Annotated in this window: 14 protein-coding genes; 13 read left to right on the forward strand and 1 reads right to left on the reverse strand. The window is 57.7% G+C overall.

What is annotated here, in order from left to right; all coding sequences use genetic code 11:
• The 4 genes from VMV64_RS15140 to VMV64_RS15155 all read left to right on the forward strand — a co-directional run.
• Positions 1–102, forward strand: a 102-nt coding sequence (locus VMV64_RS15140) for a transposase domain-containing protein (RefSeq protein ID WP_325328581.1), incomplete at its 5' end; no start/stop codon positions are given.
• A 758-nt stretch (positions 103–860) separates the two neighbouring features.
• The gene (locus VMV64_RS15145; RefSeq protein WP_325331823.1) at positions 861–1,979 is read left to right on the forward strand and encodes a methyltransferase; all 1,119 of its coding nucleotides are present in this window, start codon (positions 861–863) and stop codon (positions 1,977–1,979) included.
• Positions 1,980–3,077: 1,098 nt separating this feature from the next.
• On the forward strand, positions 3,078–3,272 hold the full coding sequence (locus VMV64_RS15150; RefSeq protein ID WP_325331825.1) for a hypothetical protein: 195 nt from the start codon (positions 3,078–3,080) through the stop codon (positions 3,270–3,272).
• A gap of 12 nt (positions 3,273–3,284) precedes the next feature.
• Entirely contained in the window at positions 3,285–3,875 is a 591-nt protein-coding gene (locus VMV64_RS15155; protein WP_325331827.1) for a polymer-forming cytoskeletal protein, read from the forward strand.
• Positions 3,876–4,336: 461 nt separating this feature from the next.
• On the opposite strand, the gene mfd is transcribed toward VMV64_RS15155, so the two are convergent.
• Positions 4,337–7,768: a transcription-repair coupling factor gene (gene mfd / locus VMV64_RS15160; protein ID WP_325331829.1), complete on the reverse strand. Its 3,432-nt coding sequence runs from the start codon at positions 7,766–7,768 to the stop codon at positions 4,337–4,339.
• 86 nt (positions 7,769–7,854) lie between these two features.
• Between mfd and VMV64_RS15165 the strand changes: the two genes are divergently transcribed.
• The 9 genes from VMV64_RS15165 (at position 7,855) to VMV64_RS15205 (ending at position 18,052) form a co-directional block, all read left to right on the forward strand.
• The gene (locus VMV64_RS15165; RefSeq protein ID WP_325331831.1) at positions 7,855–8,532 is read left to right on the forward strand and encodes a DUF6781 family protein; all 678 of its coding nucleotides are present in this window, start codon (positions 7,855–7,857) and stop codon (positions 8,530–8,532) included.
• 107 nt (positions 8,533–8,639) lie between these two features.
• Complete coding sequence (locus tag VMV64_RS15170; RefSeq protein WP_325331833.1) at positions 8,640–10,319, forward strand: ABC1 kinase family protein; 1,680 nt, start codon at positions 8,640–8,642, stop codon at positions 10,317–10,319.
• 54 nt (positions 10,320–10,373) lie between these two features.
• Positions 10,374–12,203, forward strand: coding sequence for an NAD(P)H-dependent oxidoreductase subunit E (locus tag VMV64_RS15175; RefSeq protein ID WP_325331835.1), 1,830 nt, complete (start codon positions 10,374–10,376; stop codon positions 12,201–12,203).
• Complete coding sequence (locus VMV64_RS15180) at positions 12,200–12,907, forward strand: 2Fe-2S iron-sulfur cluster-binding protein (RefSeq protein ID WP_325331837.1); 708 nt, start codon at positions 12,200–12,202, stop codon at positions 12,905–12,907. Before VMV64_RS15175 ends, VMV64_RS15180 begins: the two co-directional genes overlap by 4 nt.
• A gap of 88 nt (positions 12,908–12,995) precedes the next feature.
• A complete protein-coding gene (locus VMV64_RS15185; protein ID WP_325331839.1) occupies positions 12,996–13,532 on the forward strand; it encodes an NADP oxidoreductase in 537 nt (178 codons plus the stop codon).
• Positions 13,533–13,769: 237 nt separating this feature from the next.
• Positions 13,770–15,251: a Ni/Fe hydrogenase subunit alpha gene (locus VMV64_RS15190; protein WP_325331841.1), complete on the forward strand. Its 1,482-nt coding sequence runs from the start codon at positions 13,770–13,772 to the stop codon at positions 15,249–15,251.
• A complete protein-coding gene (locus VMV64_RS15195) occupies positions 15,248–15,769 on the forward strand; it encodes a hydrogenase maturation protease (protein ID WP_325331843.1) in 522 nt (173 codons plus the stop codon). Before VMV64_RS15190 ends, VMV64_RS15195 begins: the two co-directional genes overlap by 4 nt.
• Before the next feature lie 3 nt (positions 15,770–15,772).
• Positions 15,773–16,063, forward strand: coding sequence for a GIY-YIG nuclease family protein (locus VMV64_RS15200; protein WP_325331845.1), 291 nt, complete (start codon positions 15,773–15,775; stop codon positions 16,061–16,063).
• A gap of 48 nt (positions 16,064–16,111) precedes the next feature.
• Positions 16,112–18,052, forward strand: coding sequence for an ATP-dependent DNA helicase (locus VMV64_RS15205; RefSeq protein WP_325331847.1), 1,941 nt, complete (start codon positions 16,112–16,114; stop codon positions 18,050–18,052).
• The last annotated feature ends 101 nt before the right edge of the window (positions 18,053–18,153 follow it).

An 18,153-nucleotide genomic window follows, 5' to 3' on the forward strand; every position in this document is an offset into this window, starting at 1 on the left:
TTGGATCCTCATGCCTGGCTGAAGGACACCCTGGAGAAATTGCCTGCCTGGCCCAATAGCCGTATTGATGAGTTGTTGCCACTGAAGGCAGCATTACCGTAAATCCCGCCGCCGGTGGAGTGGGACGGCTGGCCGCTTACGTCGCAATTGCGTGGAGTATTGGTCAGTTCGATTCATAGCTATGATTTCCGCCCTTATTAAATCGTCGCATAGGACATATTCCATTACCCGCATGAGCATGTTTCCGCCCTTGTAAACAATACAACCCTGGCTGGATATCAAAACGGCTGACAATTTCACGAAACAACCATTAAGGAAGTGTGTCTTCTTCTGGGTTTGTAAGTCAAGGTGTACGAATGTCGCAACGACGATACCCCTTGTTGGGGACATTGAGGTCCAAAGAGGTTCACGGAAACGTCAAGAATCCGACTATCTCTAAGTTGCTAAAAGACCGCTTTCAGCAGATTCTGTTGAAAAACTCTAATTTTTCGAAACGCTGAAGTCTTGCCAAAAGTCCGTTACCCATACAAAGGCCATTAATTGCCTTTGTATGGGCGAATCAGACGCCCTACAACGAACCATCAGGCAATACACGATCCTTATAGCACGTCCTTCGAAGGAAAACTTGCCAAAGAGGCTTAAATTTTTTCAAACGCCATGAAAAAAGAGTTTTTCAACAGAATTTGCCAGTTTCAGACCTCCATGAATCATTAGCCAATGTCCTGTTGTAGCGAAAAAGCAGTCGGTTTTGTTTTATGATAAACGTGTAATGGTATTTGACTCCATTTATTTTGCGTTCAATGGCCACCTGTTTACGACTGGGTTGGCGCCGACAAGGCTGGAATAGCAGGAGATTTTCGATGTCCTTACAGAAGAATTCAGGTGCAGTTCGCCGCTTTGCAAAGCTGATGAAGTTTGCCGCTTGGCTACAGAACATTCCCAACAAAGTCACGCCGCCACCATTTCGGCTAATCCAGATTGGCTCAGCGTTTTGGCAGTCACGCGTGCTTCACGTCGCCACACGTTTGAACATTGCATCCGTGCTGGGAGACGGACATCTCACAACTGAAGTCATTGCAGCGCGAGTCTCCGCACAACCGGACGCCATTTACCGTCTGCTCCGCATGCTGGCGGCCATGGGTGTATTTGAAGAAGTGTCGCCTCGGGTCTTCAAGAACAATGCGCTTTCCGACCACTTGCGAGAAGATAACCCGAAGAACGTCAGAGCACTGATCTTGATGCACAACTCGATTGAGATGAGCCAGCCTTGGTATGAGCAACTGGAACAAGGGGTGCGCAGCGGGGAAGTTCCGTTCCAGATTTCTCACGGACACGAACTGTATTCCTACATGGACGACCATGCCGAATTCGATTCGCTGTTTGCCCGCGCCATGGACAGTGTGGAGGCATTGACGGGCGACAGCTTTGCCACCGACTTCGATTGGGGGCGCTTTGATCGCGTCATTGACATTGGTGGCTCGAAGGGAAGTAAATCATTGGCCATATTGAGGCGGCATTCGCATCTCACGGCTTTAGTGTTTGACCGGGATCAGGTTATTCAAACAGCGGCAACATATTGGACCGGAAAGGAATCGTCAGCCCTTCTTTCCCGATTAACCTACCAGAGCGGGGACCTGCTTGTATCGGTTCCAGCAGCCAAAGACAACAAGGACATCTACTTGCTGAGTGCCGTCCTGCACGGCATGGATGACGAGAACTGCGTCAAGGTGCTGCGAAATCTGACCACCGCATGTGCCGGTACTGGTGCCCGCATTGCTCTAATGGAGTTGGTTGTTTCGGAATTGAAGGCCGATTTTTCCAGTGCCGCCTTCGACATGCAGATGTTCATGGGCACCCGAGGTAGGGAGAGGACCCTTCCTCAGTGGCAGAGCCTTTTCGATCAATCCAGATTGGTGCTTGAAGAGCAAGTTGGCCTTCAATCAATCGGGAAGATACTGGTGCTCAGGCCGAAGGCTTGAGACTTTTGTGGTGAGCTCTGATTGAGATGGATCCCAGATATTTCTGCGAAGTCGCCAGCCGTCGCCGAATCAGGCAGATAGACCACCCAAGTTGAAAGTCCGCTTCCCACTGCATTTCAGCCGATCAAGATGCCTACATCGACAGACTGCTTGGGTCGGGTACGGAAGTTCGCCTTTCCCGATAGCAGACGTTGGCCTCGATGTAGTGATGGCGGGCAGCTAAGTGCCAGCTACAGCCCATCGAGCCGCTGCGGTCGTATGTCCATTTCATACTAATTCTGTTGAAAAACGCTTTTTTCATGGCGTTTGAAAAAATTTAAGCCTCTTTGGCAAGTTTTCCTTCGAAGTACGTGCCAGAGATCGTGTATTGCCTGATGGTTCGTTGTAGGGCGTCTGATTCGCCCATACAAAGGCAATTAATGGCCTTTGTATGGGTAACGGACTTTTGGCAAGACTTCAGCGTTTCGAAAAATTAGAGTTTTTCAACAGAATCAGCACATGACAGCCATTCAGATAACCTCAAATTTTATAATTGCCAATGGCTGCTTGATTAATTATCGGCGACTGATTTGATTGGAATATGCAGGCAAGGTCTCAATGAGTACTTTGGAAAATATGGCATTCTCCATATTCCAACTTTATTTTGTACGCGCCAACTTTATTTGTTGGGATTCGGCTTTGTTTTGTATTAACACGGAACACCATCTCCGCAGGTTGGCGTCGAAAAAAAACGCAACTTAAAAAGCCCTCGACATCACCCAGCCGCCGCACCATTCACGCCAGTAAAATGCTGTCATTCCTGCTGCAATATCGCGGCTGAACCCCTCGCTTCACCGGCCAAGATGGTTGACGCCAACCTAATGTTAACTGTTGCGGTTGGTGATTGAATCTGCCCCCTTAAAAAACCTATGGTTAACTATTGTTCATTTGCATTGAATAAATAGACGGCTATATTCTGAACACGTGATTAGATATTTACCCATTGCAATATCTCCTGCGTCAAAAGATTTTTACAGCAATGCTTCTAGCGGCAATGTTTGCTTTTGCCAATCACAACAGCGATTTTTGGGTGATACGGGGTTTGCCGATTGATGCGCTATGTCTGGTATCGATTTAATTTGTATCCCTTCAATATCGCTGAAAATGGACGAAAAACTCAGGGCAATAACGCGTGTGCCTGAACACATTAACTTTGCAGCCCGCTGCGCAATTTCGCATCAACCCGATATTCCGTTGATGTTTGATTCAACGACCATGCTGGCTTGGTGGCGTTTCCTGGAATACAAATCTTAAAAGGAATAAATCATGCTTAAAAATTTTATGCACTCTACAACCAAAAGCAACTTCAATGAAACCAACAAGGTTATGGAACCTGCCAAGGCGCCGGTAGAAGTCAAACCAGAGAATCAAGCACCCCCAAAAAAAATAGCGCCGCGTGAAGAGGGCAATAAACTGATCGTGGGCCCAAATATCAAACTTAAAGGCTCGGAAATTACTGATTGCCATATTCTGGTGGTCGAGGGCAGAGTCGAAGCATCCATGAATAGCCGGGACATTCGCATCGCTGAAGGCGGGGTATTCTCAGGCAAGGCCGAAATAGATGTCGCAGAAGTGAGGGGACTGTTCGAGGGTGAGCTAACTGCGCGCAAGCAATTGGTGATTTATGCTTCAGGAAAAGTCACTGGAAAAATTCGCTATGGCGCATTAACCATAGAAGAAGGCGGAGTAATCTCAGGCGACGTGGCTACAATAGTCAAAGACACTCAAAACGCCAAAACGGTGACCATTGCCGAGCCGATCAAAGCGGTGCCAAGCCCAGCAGAAACACCCGAAGCAGAGCATGTCCATGCATCCTCTGTTCTGGGTCGTACCCAACTGGGTGGTCGGCGCAGCTAACAGCCCGATTACTAACATGGGGGACGACGACAAGTTGTCGCGTTCCTAAGTGAGTGGATCCAGGCCTACAGGAAAAGAACGTGTGTTTGCAGCAGACGCGGATTCGCAAGCGGTTACTCGACTCAAAACTGGTCAGGCGGTTCCGGCGTGAAGATATCCTCACGATGTGCTGATTTCCAGGACACCAACCGGACGGTTGATGCGCGTCGGACTGTATGACCGCAACGGGTCGCGAAGCGAAGTTCGCTTTTCCCGATAGCGGACTGTGGCCTGAATGAAGTGACGGTGGTCCGCCTAGTGTCGGTGACTGACGCTCACTTGCCGACTCTGAATGGCTGCTCCACGTCTGGAGCAAACACTCGCCCATAAATGCTCGACCGTCCGGTGTTGGCACGAGGCAAACCTTCAGGTTCTGACTTGATCTCGCACTGCAGGTAAGATCAAGTCAGAACTTTTACTGATTACCCCAGTTCCTTCAACAGCCGCACAATCTCTTCCACCCGGTTCTTCACTTCCGGCATGTCCCGGCTGACTTTCAGGCGGTCCGGTCCGGCCAGTTTGCAGCCGGGCTTGCTCTGGATCATCTGGATGATTTTCATCGGATCGATCGGCGGATTGGGGATGAATTGCAGCGTGATGCCGCCGCCGCTCGCATCGATTTTGGCGATGCCGAGCGGTTTGGCGAGGATGCGCAGGCGGTGGGTGTCGAGCAGGGCGCTGGCCTGCGACGGCAGCAGACCGAAGCGGTCGATCAGTTCCTCGTGAAGCTGATCCAATTCGTCCAGAGTGGCGCAGTTCGCCAGGCGCTTGTACAGGGTAAGGCGTTCGTTGACGTCGCCGCAATAGTCGTTGGGCAGCAATGCCGGGCTGTGCAGGTTGATTTCAGTGGTGATGCCTAGCGGCTGGGAGATGTCCGGTTCCTTGCCTGCCTTGAGCGCTTTTACTGCCTGGTTGAGCATTTCGGCGTAGAGGTTGAAACCGATCTCCTGCATTTCCCCGCTTTGCGATTCACCCAGAATTTCGCCCGCGCCGCGGATTTCCAGGTCGTGCATGGAAAGATAGAAGCCGGCGCCCAGGTCTTCCAGAGACTGGATCGCGTCCAGGCGTTTCCTCGCCTGCGGCGTGATGCCATCTTCGCCGGGAGGCGTAAGCAGATAGGCGTAGGCCTGATGGTGGGAGCGTCCGACGCGCCCGCGCAACTGGTGTAGCTGGGCGAGGCCGAACTTGTCGGCGCGGTGGATGATGATGGTGTTGGCGGTGGGAATGTCGATACCGGTTTCGATGATGGTGGTGCACAGCAGCAGGTTGAAGCGCTGCTGGTAAAAGTCGCGCATCACATGCTCCAGTTCCCGCTCGCGCAGTTGGCCGTGAGCCACTGCTATGCGCGCTTCGGGCAGGAGCTGGGTGAGTTTTTCACGCACGTTGAGGATGGTTTCGACCTCATTGTGCAGGAAATAGATTTGCCCGCCGCGCTTGAGCTCGCGCAGCACCGCCTCGCGGATGACGCCGTCGCTGTCGGGGCTGACGAAGGTCTTGATGGACAGGCGGCGCTGCGGCGCGGTGGCGATGACGGAAAAATCGCGCAGGCCTTCCAGCGACATCGACAGGGTGCGCGGGATGGGGGTGGCGGTCAGAGTCAGCACGTCGACCTCGGCGCGCAGGGCTTTGAGTTGCTCCTTCTGGCGCACGCCGAAGCGGTGTTCCTCGTCGACGATCACCAACCCCAGATTCTTGAACTTGATGTCTTTCTGGATCAGCTTGTGGGTGCCGATGACGATGTCGATCTTGCCCTCTGCCATGCCCTTGAGCGCTTCGGTCTGTTCCTTGGCGGAGCGGAAGCGCGACAGCTCGGCAATTTTGATCGGGAACTCGGCGAAGCGATCGGAAAAGTTCTGGAAATGCTGTTCGGCGAGCAGGGTGGTGGGCACCAGGATCGCCACCTGCTTGCCGTCGGCCACGGCGACGAAGGCGGCGCGCAGCGCGACCTCCGTTTTGCCGAAGCCGACATCGCCGCAGATCAGGCGATCCATCGGTTTGCCGGAGGTCATGTCCTCGATGACTGCCTGGATTGCGGCGGCCTGGTCCGGGGTTTCCTCGAACTCGAAACTGGCGGAGAACGCCTCGTAATCCTGCGGCTTGATCTGGAACACGTGCCCCTGGCGCGTGGCGCGCTGGGCGTAGAGATTGAGCAGTTCGGCGGCAGTGTCGCGCGCCTGCTTGAGCGCTTTCTTCTTGGCTTTTTCCCACTGGCCGCTGCCGAGCTTGTGCAGCGGCGCAGCTTCCGGCGATGCGCCGCTGTAGCGGCCGATCAGGTACAGATGCGAAACCGGCACGTAAAGCTTGTCGCCACCGGCATACTCGAGGAGCAGAAACTCCGTTTCGCCTTCGCCCAGATCCAGGCTGACCAGCCCCAGGTAGCGGCCGATGCCGTGCTGTTCGTGCACCACCGGGTCATTGATGCGGACCTCGGACAGGTCGCGCAGCATGTTTTCCACGGTCGACTTGCGCGCAGCGTCGCGGCGCCGTATCTGGCGGACCTGGGTGGCATACAACTCGCTTTCCGTGATGAAAGCGAGTGAGGGCTGAGGGGTGAGGGGTGAGGCGGGAAGAACGAAACCGGTGCTCAAAGGACCCGTGCCGAGCATGAACTTTTCCTGGCTTCCCAGGAAATCGGCATAGGTTTCGCAGGGCGCCGGTTTCAGGCCGTGTTCTGCCAGGAATTGCAGCATGGTTTCGCGCCGGCCCAGGCTTTCTGCCAGGATCAGGATGCGGCCGTCGAAATCGGCAATGAACTGCTGCAACCGGCTGACCGGATTTTCGGCGCGGCGGTCCACCTGAATCGAGGGCAGCGGCTCGCTGACGGGTTTGTCTGCGATTTCCTCGGCGCTCAGCTCGATGCGCGGGTAGGGCTTGAGTGCTCCGAACAGCGCCTCCACCGTGAGGAACAGCTCCTGCGGTGGCAACAGCGGCCGGTCGCGGTCGCCGCGCAGCAGTTGATAGCGCGACTGGGTGTCGCGCCAGAAATTCTGTGCTGCCGTTTCCAGTCCGTGGTACTGGCAGACCAGTGCATCTTGCGGCAGGTAATCGAACAGCGTGGCGGTGCTCTCGAAAAACAGCGGCAAATAATATTCGATGCCGTGTGGCGCGAGGCCCGCGCTGACGTCCTTGTACAGACGGCTCTTGGAAGGGTCACCCTCGAATTTTTCGCGGAAGTTGCGGCGGAAAGTGTCCTGGCCGATTTTGTCCAGCGGGAACTCGCGCGCCGGCAGCAGGCGGACATCCTTGACCGGGTAGATGCTGCGCTGGGTGTCCGCATCGAAGGTGCGGATGCTCTCGATCTCGTTGTCGAACAGGTCGATGCGGTAGGGCAGTGGACTGCCCATCGGGAACAGGTCGACGATACCGCCGCGTACGCTGTATTCGCCGGGGCTTAACACCTGGGTGACATGGGTATAGCCGGCCAAGGTCAGCTGGCCGCGCAGGGCGTCCAGATCGAGTTGAGTGCCCTGCTTCAGGAAAAAAGTGTGCGCCGCCAGGAATTCGCGCGGCGGCAGGCGGTAAAGTGCGGTGGTGGCGGGAATGATGGCGACATCGCAGGCGTTTTGCGAAATCTGGTAGAGTGTGGCCAGACGCTCCGAAATCAGGTCCTGGTGCGGGGAGAACTGGTCGTAGGGCAGGGTTTCCCAGTCCGGCAGCAGGTGAACCGAAAGAGCCGGCGCGAAATAAGGGATTTCGTCGTGCAGGCGCTGGGCATCCGCAGCCGTTTCGGTGAGGATGATCAGAGGTCGTTTTTGTCCCGCCAGCTGCGCCAGCGCCAAGGCATCGCTCGAGCCTTGAAGGCTGGCGTAGCGCTTGCGCGATCCTGGGGCGGGAAGGGGTTGGCCTAATAGCATGGAATAGCAACGAAAACCGGGCATTATAAAGCAATTTCTGCTAGATTTCAGGGTAAGATAACTCGAATAATCATAAGGAGATCATCATGACTGAGAAAAACTCGAACATGCTTTCCACCGAGGAAATCAAGCAAGCGGCGAGCACTTCGGTTGAGGGAGGGGTGGATATCCGCGCGAAAGTCCGCGATTTGACGTTGCGCGCCCTGAAAACCCGGAAGCTGAGCACCGAAGAGATCCGGCCTGTGATCAATGCCGTAACGGAAGGGATCAGCGTGGGTGCAGCGAAACGCGCCGGCGAAGTGAAGTCCGCCCTGTCCGAAGGATTGGCCGGGATGGATGAGGCGCTGACGAAAGCGGCGGAGGCAACCCGCCTGGCGCTGGAGCAGTTGACTTCCCATGCCAAGGATTTTTCCGAAAGTGAGTTGGAGTGGGCACTGGTCAATCTCAAGCGCATGGAGGAGGAATTTCTCGACACCGTGAGCGTGGTCGCCGATTCTGCGGCGGGCAAGATCAAACAGGAGCTGAAAGATCTGGTTGTTCACGCCCGGCGTGCAGGCACCGATACTGGCGCCAAGGTCGCCGAAACGGTGAGTACGCTCGGTAGCAAGGTTTCCACGACGCTGCATGAAAGCAAAGTTGTAGGCAAGGACGCGGCACGCGAGATGAGTGCGCGCCTGGCGTCGCTGGCAAGCGGCATTCTCGCCGGCATGGCAGATGCACTGCATGAAAAGGCGGAGAAATTGAAGGGGAAGAGCGGAGAGTGAGGAATTTGGATTTAGTACAGGTAGGGGCAAGGGGTAAGGTCAAAAGCGGAGAGGGAGCATGCACTCCTCACTCCTCACCCCTTACTCCTCGCGTTCGTTAGGCCCCGATGTTTCTGGAAACCCTCAATGTAGTGCGCGACCTGCCGCGCCTGCACGAAATTACCTCTACCCTGATCCGCTATGGCATGGCGGATATCGTGCGCACGCTGGGAATCGGCACACTGCTCGAACGGGCGGGGCGCTTTCTCCACTGGAAGGCGCGAAGCGATGTCATGCACCTCGACGCGCCGGTGCGGGTGCGTCGTGCACTCGAAGAGCTGGGGCCGACCTTCGTCAAGCTCGGGCAGGTGATGGCGACCCGGGTGGACATGTTCCCACCCAACTGGATCGCCGAGTTCGAGAAGCTTCAAAGCGGCGTGCCGCCGGTCCCTTTCGAAAGCCTGTTGCCGCAGCTTGAAGCGGCCCTGGGTTGCTCCCCCCACGATATTTTCCAGGAGTTGCAGACCGAGGCAGTCGCTGCCGCCTCCATTGCCCAAGTGCACCATGCCAAGCTTCAGGATGGTACGCCGGTGATCCTGAAAATTCGTCGTCCCGAGATTCGCACCAAGATCGAGGCCGACCTGCGCATCCTGATGCACCTCGCGCGCCTGATCGAGTTCGAAATGCCGGAAATGCGGCGCTATCAGCCGATCCAGATCGTCCTGCAGTTTACCCGCTCCATTCGGCGTGAACTCGATTTTGTGGCCGAGGCGCGCAACATCGACCGATTCGCCGAGAATTTCGCCGGCTCCGATACTGTCGTGATCCCCAGGGTGTACTGGGAGTGGACCAGCGAAGTCATGAATGTGCAGCAGTGGGTCGACGGCATACCCGGCAACAATCTGGCGGCGGTCGAAGCCGCCGGGCTGAACCGCAAGCTGCTCGCCACGCATGGAGCCGATGCGGTGCTCAAGATGATCATGGTCGATGGCTTTTATCATGCCGATCCGCATCCCGGCAATGTGTTCTACCTGCCCGGCAACCGTATCGCCATGATCGATTTCGGCATGGTGGGCCGGTTGATGGAGGGGCGCCGCAACCAGATTGTCGACCTGCTCGCCGCCCTGGCCGGCAAGGATGATGAAGCGATGCTCGACGTGCTGCTGGAATGGACCGGCGACGCGACAGTGGATGAATCGAAGCTGGCCGCGGATGTCAACGAATTCGTCTTCAATTATGCCAACGTGCCGCTCAAGGATCTGCGCCTCGGCAAGCTACTGAGCGAACTGACCGTGATCATGCGCGACCACTACCTGGTGATGCCCGCCGACCTCGCCATGCTGTTCAAGGCGCTGATTACCCTGGAGGGCCTGGGCCGTCAGCTCGACCCGGACTTCGACATGGTGGCGCACCTCACGCCATTCGTGCGGCGGGTGATCACCGAGCGCTACATGCCTGATGCGCTATTCAAGCGCGGCAAGCGCAATTTCCATGAAGTTCTTTCCCTCGTCACCAGTCTGCCGCGTGATGTGGCTCGCCTGATCAAGGAAGTGCGGCGCGGAAAGTTCAAGATCGACCTCGACCTCAAGCGCCTCGACCATTTTTCTCACCAGATTGACCTCAGCGTCAACCGCTTGACGTTCGGCATTTTGACCGCCTCGCTGGTGATCGGCTCCTCGATCGTGTTGACGGTGGAGGGCGGCCCGACCCTGTTTGGATTGCCACTGTTCGGCCTGCTCGGTTTTCTGGTGGCTTTCTTCAACAGCGTCTGGCTGATTTTCTCGATCTGGCGGGCGGGCCGGGATTAGCTGCCCAGCTGCATGCTATATTGAAATGTCGCAAACAATGCGGAGATTGGCTCCATGCAGCAATGCGAACCCGCTGACCTTTCCCGGATACTGACGCCGATCCTCGATCGCCATGGGCGCGATGCTTCGCGGCTGCTGCAGATGCTGCGCGAGGTTCAGGATGCCTGCCATTACATCCCTTCCGAGGCCATCGACCGCATTGCTGCGCATTTGGGCGTGCCACGGGTCGATGTGGAGGGCGTGGCCGGTTTTTATTCCTTCCTGTCCACCCGCCCGGTCGGGGAATACCGGATACTGTTCAGTGGCAACATCACCGACCAGATGCTCGGCAAGGACGAGCTGATGGAGTACCTGTGCAACAAGCTCTGGGTCGAGCCGGGCAAGGTGTCGGAAGACGGCCTGGTGAGCGTCGACAGCACCTCCTGCACCGGCCTGTGCGACCAGGGGCCGGCGGCGCTGGTCAACGGCTGGCCGCTGACCAACCTGGACCGGAATCGACTCGACCTGATCGGCGAGCTGATCCGTGCCCGCAAGCCGGTGGCCGAATGGCCGCCGATGCTGTTCGAAACAGTGGACAATCTTCGCCGCACCGATGCGCTGCTCGGCGAGCCGCTGGTGCCGGGCAACGGCATCCGCGCGATGCTTTCGCGAGGCGCGAAGGAAACCCTGGCCGAGATGGACACATCCAATCTGCGCGGCCGCGGCGGCGCAGGCTTCAAGACCGCGTCGAAATGGTCGTTCTGTCATGCTGCCATCGTCGAGGAGGAAGGCGGCGTGATCTGCGATGTCGGCGGGAATCCGGAACGCTACATCGTGTGCAACGCCGACGAGGGCGAGCCCGGCACGTTCAAGGACCGGGTGCTGCTTAACAGTTACGCCAACCTGGTGTTCGAGGGCATGACGGTGGGCGCGCACGTGGTCGGCGCAAGCAAAGGCTTCCTCTACCTGCGCGGCGAGTATCGCTATCTGCTGGAACAGCTGGAAAAAGTGCTGCAAAAGCGTCGCGAGGCCGGCCTGCTGGGCGACAACATACTCGGCCAGACGGACTTCAGCTTCGACATCGAAATCCATCTTGGTGCGGGCGCCTACATCTGCGGCGAGGAATCCGCCCTGATCGAATCGCTCGAAGGCAAGCGCGGCCGCCCGCGCAACCGTCCGCCGTTCCCGGTGACGCACGGCTACAAGGGCAGGCCGACCGTGGTGGACAACGTCGAAACCTTCGCCTGCGCGGCAAAAATCGCGGAGCGGGGCGGCGCCTGGTTCGCGGCGATGGGCACCGCGCAGTCGACGGGCACCAAACTGCTTTCGATTTCAGGCGATTGCACGAGCCCTGGCATCTACGAATACCCGTTCGGCGTCACAGTGCGCCAGATACTCGCCGATTGCGGCGCCAAGGACCCTTATGCGGTCCAGGTGAGCGGGCCTTCCGGCACCCTGATTTCATGGAAGGAATTCGACCGCAAAATCGCCTTCGAGGACTTGCCCACGGCGGGCGCTTTCATGGTGTTTCAGCGCAAGCGCGACCTGTTTCAAACCGCGCGGAACTTCGTGCACTTCTTCGCGCATGAGAGCTGCGGATTCTGCACGCCGTGTCGGGTCGGCACCGAGTTGCAGAAGAAGATCATGGACAAGATTGCGAGCGGGCACGGCACCGCCTCCGACCTGGAGGAGATGAGAAGCCTCGGCCATATTCTCAAAACCATGAGCCATTGCGGGCTGGGCAGCAGCGCCGCCAACCCGGTGCTGGACAGCCTGGAAAAGTTTCCCGACGTCTACGAGCGCAAACTGAAGGCGCTGGCCTTCGAGCCGGCCTTCGACCTCGACGGCGCGCTGGAAACCGCGCGCAAGATTACCGGCCGCGACGACGAATGGGCGCACCTATGAGCAAGACCATCACCATCGACGGGCTAGCCGTGCCGTTCCAGGAAGGTCAGACCATCATGGACGCGGCGCTGGCGGCCGGCGTCTACATTCCGCACCTGTGCCATAACCCGGAATTCAAGCCTCACGGCAGCTGCAAGCTATGTACCGTCAACGTCAACGGGCGCAATGTCGCATCCTGCACCATGCCCGCTGTAGAAGGCCAATTGGTGCTGAGCGACATCGCGGAACTCAATGCGGAACGGCTTGCCCTGACGCAAATGCTGTTCGTCGAGGGCAACCACCTCTGCCCGGCGTGCGAAAAAAGCGGCAACTGCCAGCTCCAGGCCGTTGCCTACTATCTCGGCATGATGAGCCCGCACTACAACCACTTCTATCCGCAGCGCGAGGCGGACGCCTCCCATCCCGACGTGATGCTCGACCGCAACCGCTGCATTTATTGCGAGCTCTGCGTGCGAGCCAGCCGCGAGGTGGACGGCAAGAACGTGTTCGGCCTTTCCGGGCGCGGGATTAAAACCATCCTGGTCGTCAATTCGGCTAGCGGCCTGCTGGGCGACACCGATCTCGCCGTCACCGACAAGGCCGTCCAGGTGTGCCCGACCGGGGCGATCCTGATCAAGCGTCAGGGATATGCCGTACCGATCGGCCAGCGTGTTTTTGACCGCCTCACCATCAAGGACGTGCAGACCGGGGGCAGCCATGAGTGAGCAGAGCGACCGTGCCGGTCGCTTCCCTCCCCCCAGCCCTCTCCCACAAGTGGGCGAGGGGGACTCTGTGTCGCCCACTGGCGACACTATGAAAAAAATTCGCATCGCCACCTGCTCCTTGGCGGGATGCTTCGGCTGCCACATGTCGTTCCTCGATATCGACGAGCGCCTGTTCGGTCTGATCGAGCTGGTCGAGTTTGACCGTACTCCGCTGACAGACATCAAGCACTGCGGACCGTGCGACATCGGCCTCGTCGAAGGGGGCGTGTGCAATGCCGAAAACGTCCATGTGCTCAAGGAGTTCCGCAAGAACTGCAAAGTGCTGGTGGCGATTGGCGCCTGTGCCATCAATGGCGGAGTTCCCGCGATGCGCAACAACATCGATCTGTGGGACTGCTTCCAGGAAGTGTACTGCTATGAGGGTGGGCTGGAGTGCGGCCAAATACCCAACGATCCCGAACTGCCGCTGCCTTTCGACAAGGTGCACCCGGTCTACGAGGTGGTGAAGGTGGATTATTTCCTGCCCGGCTGCCCGCCCTCGGGCGACGCGATCTGGAAGTTCCTGACTGACCTGTTGAACGGCCGGGAGCCGAAGCTGGATTATGAGCAGCTGCATTTTGATTAATTTCTTTACCGCAAAGGACGCAAAGGATCGCAAGGTAAATCAACCTAGAAACCTCAATTGAACCGCAGAGACGCAGAGGCGCCGAGAAAAAACAATGCGTTATAGCATTGTGCGACCTCACCCATCTGTTTCTCTGCGTCTCCGCGCCTCTGCGGTTAAGCAATTGCCATTTTTAGGATCAATGTTTTTGTTTTTCCTTCGCGTACCTTTGCGTCCTTCGCGGTTAATGGGTTTATTATGACTTTTGAACTGGAAACCGCCGCAAATCCGGAAGGACTCAAGCGCGTGGTGATCGAGCCGGTCTCCCGGGTGGAGGGCCATGGCAAGGTCACCCTCCTGCTCGACGACGAAAACCGCGTACACCAGGCGCGGTTTCATATTGTCGAATTCCGCGGTTTCGAGAAATTCATTCAGGGTCGGCCCTACTGGGAAGTGCCGGTGATCGTTCAGCGCTTGTGCGGCATCTGCCCGGTGAGCCATAACCTGGGGGCTGCCAAGGCGATGGACATGATCGTTGGCGCACAGTTGACGCCTAGCGCCGAGAAGCTGCGCCGCCTCATGCATCTGGGCCAGGTGCTCCAATCCCATGCGCTGCATTTTTATTATCTGGCCTCGCCCGACTTGCTATTCGGCTTCGACAGCGACGTGGCCAGGCGCAACATCGTCGGCGTGGTCGCCGCCTATCCGGATGTCGCCCGGCAGGGCGTAGCCTTGCGCAAGTATGGGCAGGAAGTGATCCGGCTCACGTCCGGCAAGCGGATTCACGGCACCGGGGCGATCCCCGGCGGCGTGAACAAGAACCTGTCGATGGAAGAGCGTGACTCCCTGCTGAAGGACATCGATCAGATGGTTGCCTGGAGCCGGGATTCGGTGGAACTGATCAAGAAGATCTACTGCGATCGGCCGGATTTTTACAATGGTTTCGGCTACTTCAAATCCTCCTTCATGAGCCTGGTGCGGGACGACGGCGCCCTGGATCTTTACCACGGCGGATTGAGGGCCAAAGATGAGCATGGCCAGACGATTTTCGACCATGTCGATTACAGCCATTACTGGGACTATATCCACGAGGAAGTGAAATCCTGGTCCTACATGAAATTCCCCTTCATCCGGTCGAGGGGCAGGGAGGAGGGATGGTACCGGGTCGGCCCGCTCGCCCGGATCAACAATTGCGACTTCATCCCGACGCCGCTGGCCGAGACTGAAAGGAAGTCGTTCAAGGCATTCGGTGGCGGCAGCGCCACCCAGTCCACGCTGGCCTATCACTGGGCGCGCATGATCGAAATGCTGCATTGCGCCGAGGCCATTCAGGAGCTGCTGCACGACAACGACTTGCTGGGTAGCGACCTAGTCAGCCGGGGCGAGCGGGCGCTGCGTGGCGTAGGCGTGATCGAGGCGCCGCGCGGCACCCTGATCCACCACTACCGCATCAACGAGGATGAGCTGATTGTCCGTGCCAATCTGATCGTTGCCACCACCCACAACAATCAGGCTATGAACGAAGCGGTGAGGCAAGTGGCCCTGCAATACCTGGACGGCCAGCAACTGACCGAAGGCCTGCTCAATTACATCGAAGTGGCGATCCGCGCCTTCGATCCGTGCTTGTCCTGCGCCACCCATGCCGTGGGCAAAATGCCGCTGGAGGTGGAACTGGTGGACGCGGGGGGGAAGGTGATCGACCGCTTGAACAAGAACTCAGACGGCCGGTGCGACGCTTGATAGCGCCGCTGCTCATCTTCGCTTACGGCAATCCGAGCCGGGGCGACGACGCCCTAGGGCCGCAGTTGCTCGATCTGCTTGCCGAGAGCCGGACGCAGCATCTCGAGTGGCCAGAATTCGAGCTGGTCACCGATTTCCAGTTGCAGGTCGAGCACGCGGTGGACCTGGAAGGGCGCGACCTCGCGCTGTTCATCGACGCCAGCGTGTCCTGTCCGAGCCCATTTCTGTTTTCCCCTCTTCATCCGGCGCAGGATGCCAGATACACCACCCACGAAATGTCCCCGGAAGCCGTGCTGCACGTGTTCGAGAAGGTTTACCAAAGGCCAGCCCCCCCCTCATTCCTGCTCTCGGTGCGTGGGGAAAGCTTTGAACTGGGTGAACCGCTAAGCCGGGCGGCAATTGAGAACCGGGATGCGGCTTTGGCGTTGCTGGTACAATTGTGTTCTCAACCTAACCTCAAAGTTTGGCAAACTATCACCACCGTCATTCCCGCAAAAGCGGGAATCCAGTGTTTCTGATACATGGAAAAACAGCCTTGCGTTTATTTACTAGCCAGTCGAAGAAACGGCACCCTTTATGTCGGTGTAACCTCCGATATTGTGAAACGTGTATGGCAGCACAAAAATGATCAAGCTGAAGGCTTTACCAAGAAATATACAATCCATAATTTAGTCTACTATGAGTTTCACGAAAACATGCTCTCAGCCATACAAAGGGAAAAGCAGATCAAGAAATGGCGAAGAAACTGGAAAATAGAGTTGATTGAGAAACGGAATCCATCCTGGTTCGATCTCTGGAGTGAAATTGTTTAACAATTACTTAGGTTCCCGCTTTCGCGGGAATGACGGTCTTTTTGAATCATGCTTGATCTAGATTCCATTTTCGCCGAAGGCGGCGTGCTGGCGCGCGCCTTCAAGGATTACCGCGTTCGCAGCCAGCAGCTTGAGATGGCGCGGACCATTTCTGCCGCCATCGAAAAGCACGAAATCCTGGTGGCTGAAGCCGGTACCGGCACCGGCAAGACCTACGCCTATCTGGCTCCGGCACTGCTCGCCGGCGGTAAGGTAATCATTTCCACCGGCACCAAGACCCTGCAGGATCAGCTTTTTTTCCGCGACATCCCGGCGATGCGCGAGGCCCTGAAGGTGCCGGTGACGATAGCGATGCTCAAGGGCCGCGCCAATTACGTCTGTCATTTCCACCTTGAGCGCGCCAAGAACGAAGGGCGCTTCATGACCCGCGACGATTCGGTCTACCTGTCGAAAATCGAGAAGTTTGCCAAGGCTAGCGACAGCGGCGACAAGAGTGCCCTGAGCGAGGTGCCGGAGAATGCTGGTATCTGGTCCTACGTCACCTCGACGCGGGAAAACTGCCTCGGCCAGGACTGCCCGCAACACAAGGAGTGCTTCGTGATGGAAGCGCGCAAGCGCGCGCAAGGTGCGGACGTGGTGGTGGTCAACCACCATCTGTTCTTCGCCGACGTGATGCTGCGCGACGAGGGTGTGGCCGAGCTGTTGCCTGCCAGCAACACGGTGATTTTCGACGAGGCGCACCAGCTGCCGGAAACCGCCAGCCTGTTCTTCGGCGAGAACCTGAGCACCTCACAACTGCTCGAGCTGGCCCACGACGCTCACGCCGAGGGCATGGTGTCGGCCAAGGATTTCGCCCAGCTGCCCGAGGGCGCGGCGGCTTTGGAGAAGGCCGCACGCGACCTGCGCCTGGTGTTCCCGCAGGACAGCGTGCGTTTGCCGCTGACCGGTGCGAAGGGGATGCGTGGCTTCGCGGACGCCCTGACCGAAGTCAAGACCATGTTGGATGCGCTCAACAAACTGCTCGAATCCCAGGCCGCGCGCAGCCCCGGCCTGGAAAACTGCTGGCAGCGCGGCACCCAGTTCGCGGCGCAACTCAAGCGCTGGACGGACGAGGAGAACAACGGCAGCGTGCGCTGGGTGGAAGTGTTCAACCGCGCGATGCAACTCAACGCCACGCCGCTTTCCATCGCCGAGATTTTCCGCAAGCAGATCGACGATCACACACGCGCCTGGATTTTTACCTCCGCCACGCTTGCCGTGAAAAAGGACTTCAGCCACTACCAAAGCCAGATGGGCCTGCTCGAAGCCGCCACCGCCTTCTGGGACAGCCCGTTCGACTACGAAAACCAGGCGGTGCTGTATTCGCCCCAAGGCATGCCGGAGCCGAACAGCCGCGGCTACACCGAGGCGGTGGTGGCGGCGGCGCTGCCGGTGATCCGCGCCAGCGGCGGCCGCGCATTCCTGCTCTGCACCAGCCTGCGCGCCATGCGCGAGGCGCATGAACTGTTGAAGGAAGCCTTCGAAAAAGAAGGGCTGGAATTCCCCCTGTTGCTGCAAGGGGAGGGTACTCGCACCGAACTGCTGGAACGCTTCCGCCGCCTCGGCAACGCCGTGCTGGTGGCTAGCCAGAGCTTCTGGGAAGGCGTCGACGTGCGCGGTTCGGCGCTGTCGCTGGTGATCATTGACAAACTGCCATTTTCTCCTCCGGACGATCCGGTGCTGGCGGCGCGCATCGAGAAGATCAACCAGGAAGGGCGCAACGCCTTCATGGAATACCAGCTACCCCACGCCGTCATCACCCTGAAGCAGGGTGCCGGGCGCCTGATCCGCGACGAGACCGACCGCGGCGTGCTGATGATCTGCGACCCGCGCTTGCTGACCAAACAATACGGCCGCCGCATCTGGCAGAGCCTGCCGCCGATGAAACGGACGCGGGAAGTGGCGGACGTGGAAAAATTCTTCGAACAGCGAGCGGGCGAGGCCGTATAACCCCCTCGCCCCCTAAGGGGATAATCTATGCGCACATCCTCCAACTAATTGATTTTTAATCCGTTCGCACTGAGCTTGTCGAAGTGTGGGCGGATGTTAAA

Origin of the sequence: Sulfuricella sp., from assembly GCF_035531155.1 — a bacterium.
Classification (GTDB): domain Bacteria; phylum Pseudomonadota; class Gammaproteobacteria; order Burkholderiales; family Sulfuricellaceae; genus Sulfuricella.

What these genes read in the sequence shown, in the direction of transcription:
- VMV64_RS15180 (WP_325331837.1), top strand. Translation starts at nt 12,200, where the DNA reads ATGAGCAAGACCATCACCATCGACGGGCTAGCCGTGCCGTTCCAGGAA.
- VMV64_RS15150 (WP_325331825.1), top strand. Translation starts at nt 3,078, where the DNA reads ATGTCTGGTATCGATTTAATTTGTATCCCTTCAATATCGCTGAAAATG.
- VMV64_RS15155 (WP_325331827.1), top strand. Translation starts at nt 3,285, where the DNA reads ATGCTTAAAAATTTTATGCACTCTACAACCAAAAGCAACTTCAATGAA.
- VMV64_RS15205 (WP_325331847.1), top strand. Translation starts at nt 16,112, where the DNA reads ATGCTTGATCTAGATTCCATTTTCGCCGAAGGCGGCGTGCTGGCGCGC.
- VMV64_RS15175 (WP_325331835.1), top strand. Translation starts at nt 10,374, where the DNA reads ATGCAGCAATGCGAACCCGCTGACCTTTCCCGGATACTGACGCCGATC.
- VMV64_RS15190 (WP_325331841.1), top strand. Translation starts at nt 13,770, where the DNA reads ATGACTTTTGAACTGGAAACCGCCGCAAATCCGGAAGGACTCAAGCGC.
- VMV64_RS15145 (WP_325331823.1), top strand. Translation starts at nt 861, where the DNA reads ATGTCCTTACAGAAGAATTCAGGTGCAGTTCGCCGCTTTGCAAAGCTG.
- VMV64_RS15170 (WP_325331833.1), top strand. Translation starts at nt 8,640, where the DNA reads ATGTTTCTGGAAACCCTCAATGTAGTGCGCGACCTGCCGCGCCTGCAC.
- VMV64_RS15200 (WP_325331845.1), top strand. Translation starts at nt 15,773, where the DNA reads ATGGAAAAACAGCCTTGCGTTTATTTACTAGCCAGTCGAAGAAACGGC.
- VMV64_RS15185 (WP_325331839.1), top strand. Translation starts at nt 12,996, where the DNA reads ATGAAAAAAATTCGCATCGCCACCTGCTCCTTGGCGGGATGCTTCGGC.
- VMV64_RS15165 (WP_325331831.1), top strand. Translation starts at nt 7,855, where the DNA reads ATGACTGAGAAAAACTCGAACATGCTTTCCACCGAGGAAATCAAGCAA.
- mfd (WP_325331829.1), bottom strand. Translation starts at nt 7,768, where the DNA reads ATGCTATTAGGCCAACCCCTTCCCGCCCCAGGATCGCGCAAGCGCTAC.